Genomic DNA, 545 nt, shown 5'->3' on the forward strand with positions numbered 1-545 from the left:
GCTAGATTTATCGACGACGATGCCGTAATCACGGTCGTGATCCATCAAGATTTGCATGGCAGAGCCAGGGCCGTCGTGTTCGGATTTCTTGAATACCGCAGCGGGCTTCTTGCGCGCAATATCTTTGACGGTTAGCACGCTGGCGACATTAACGCCGCGGAAAAACGCCTCGACATAATCATTGGCGGGGTTATGAAGAATTTCATCTGGTGTGCCGACTTGCACAACTTCGCCGTTTTGCATGATGGCAATTCGGTCACCGATGCGCATGGCTTCGTCCAAGTCGTGCGAAATGAATACGATGGTGCGTTTATCGTCATTTTGCAGACGAATCAATTCATCCTGCATTTCAGAACGAATCAAAGGATCGAGCGCTGAGAACGCTTCATCCATCAGCAAAATATCGGGGTCGCAAGCTAGGGCGCGGGCAAGACCGACACGCTGCTTCATACCACCTGATAGTTCATCAGGAAATGATTCAGCGTAGGTGTCTAACCCAACTCTCTGCAACGCTGATAATGCACTTTCGTGGCGAGCAGTCACAT

The 545-nt window shown here is 50.5% G+C and carries 1 protein-coding gene; it reads right to left on the reverse strand.

The window, feature by feature from the left end; all coding sequences use genetic code 11:
- On the reverse strand, positions 1–545 hold a 545-nt coding region (locus tag R7190_RS29945), incomplete at both ends, for an ATP-binding cassette domain-containing protein (RefSeq protein ID WP_318138218.1).

It is taken from the genome of Vibrio sp. 1078-1 (assembly GCF_033340475.1).